General features: G+C 48.4%; 1 protein-coding gene. It reads right to left on the bottom strand.

All coding sequences use genetic code 11. From position 1 onward, the window contains the following. Window positions 1-1,905 (bottom strand): AAA domain-containing protein (locus JHD74_RS25650; protein WP_370592717.1); only part of this gene is annotated, 1,905 nt, incomplete at its 3' end. Between the last annotated feature and the right edge of the window lie 141 nt (window positions 1,906-2,046).

The raw sequence follows: 2,046 nt of genomic DNA, 5'->3' as shown, positions 1-2,046 counted from the left end.
GATACGGTTTTCCGAGCCTTGATAGGAATCAATAGTGTCAATCTTGATGAGATCACGGATACCTGTCGCCCATGCGGAGTTTTCCAAATTATGCTCAAGAAGCTCAACCTGTTTGCGGTAACCAGTGATGATCCCGATAGGTGGGGTAGAGTCGTTCTTGTCCCAATTTTTCAGTTGTTCAACAGTACCATTAGTGTTTATCAGCTCATGTAACAAGCTGCTTAGTAGCTCAACTTCCGCTTCGTTGGAGATGCCGCCTTGGGAGGTGTTATTTTCTAAATATCCGTAACCAGACGTATCGATCCAGGAAACTGCCTTATTCCAAGGTACAGGTAGTGACTTCATCCACTCAAGCGGAGCTTTTGGGTTAGTCTTTAGATGGCCATCATAAAAGCACTGACTGATAATTTCGCCAATGGCTGGTGCCATACGATATTGGGTAGAAAGCACGTGTCCATTGTTAAGGTTAAAGGCGCGCTCAAAGTCGGTTTTGGTAACCTCCTCTTTGCTTAAGTTAAGGGTACGGCATACTTCTTTAATGTGGTCTGTGTCATAGTTGGGAGCAAGCTGCTTATGATCACCAACTAGCATAACCCGCTTGGCGGACTGCATTGCAATAGCAAGCTCAGAAAAGGTTGCACGGCCAGCTTCATCAACAATCACCATATCAAATGAATTATTGTGAATCTGGTAAGATTCAGATCCAATACCTACCAGAGTACCGACCACCAATTGTCGAGTTCGTGCCGCAAAGGCAGCATAGCCTCGTTGATCGGTTGCAAGACGTTGGAACCAATGGTGGGTAATTTTAATTACGTCAGCCATACGCTTAATGCGTTGTGGATTATGAACCTGATGAGTTTCAGCTATTATCTCCAGTGCTGCCATTAAGGGGTTGCTGTGGCGCAGGATCTGTTCTGGCTCGTCTGTATAGGCTTTTAGACGCCCTTCAAGAGACGATGATAGCTGCTCCATTCTGCGTTCAGCTCGATTTAACCGAACTACTGCCTCACGATCCAGTGGCGTATTCGAAACTGCTAGTTTAGCGTCGATTAGCTCCTGGCGAGCAAGGTCAAAATTGAATAGTTCTAGGCCGCAGGTGCGGTATAATCCTGCGGACGCTAATACAAACGTTTTAGGAAGTTTTAGGCGAGCGGAAAGCGACAAGATTCGAATCTCAAGCTCACTATGGAACTTAGTGCGGGTTTGAGCCTGCAAAGCTGAAGTGTGTACATCTACCATTTCGTTAGAGATACGCTTATGGTCACCAAGTCGTACGATGCTCGGTGCTTCAACTGAAGTGTTGCCATCCGCGAACTTCAGGATCATGCTGCGGGCACGTACTGCAACTTCGTCTGCGGCAACATGTGACTGACTCACAACGAGAATACGGCGTACATCACCAACGGTCATCAAGTGATGAAGTAAAGCGCTTGATAAGATGGTTTTTCCTGTGCCGGGAGGCCCCATAAGTACGCTTAATGGGTTTTCCAGTACGTATCTGAATGCCTTTTCTTTGGATTCATCGAGATTGTAGCGCTTTAGCTGCTCATCAGTGATGTTAGGTAATGCAGGGGGTTGCTCACCGCTAGCTCCAGAAATAAAGCGCTCAGTTAAATCCCCCATGACTGCTTCACCTGCCAGCACTCGGTTCAGTGCTTCGTTACGGCGGGTCCAACTTATGTCACTGCCTTGATTTGAGAGAGTTAGTATCACGCCTTCTTTAATGTTTTTAAGGCGGAACTGATTTGAACCAAATTTTTCTTTAAGTACCAACAAACCATCGCCAGATGATTTAACATCCAATTGTCCAAAGATAGTTTCAAGTTGATCGGTAGATACGTTGATTTCATCATCGTGGTCAAACTCAAAGTCCTCGATGTTTTCAGCCTGTCTCTTATACACATCTCCGAGCCCACGCTGTCTCTTATACACATCTAAAAAAGGGGGGGGGGGGGGGGGGGGGGGGGGGGGGGGGGGGGGGGGGGGGGGGGGGGGGGGGGGGGGGGGGGGGGGGGGGGGGGGGGGGGGGGGGGGGGGGGGGGG

The organism is Serratia sp. ASV30 (assembly GCF_016428815.1).
In the GTDB taxonomy this organism is placed as follows: domain Bacteria; phylum Pseudomonadota; class Gammaproteobacteria; order Enterobacterales; family Enterobacteriaceae; genus Chania; species Chania fonticola_C.
The sequence above is the reverse complement of the archived record's forward strand: the minus strand, read 5'-3'. Positions and strand labels throughout refer to the sequence as shown.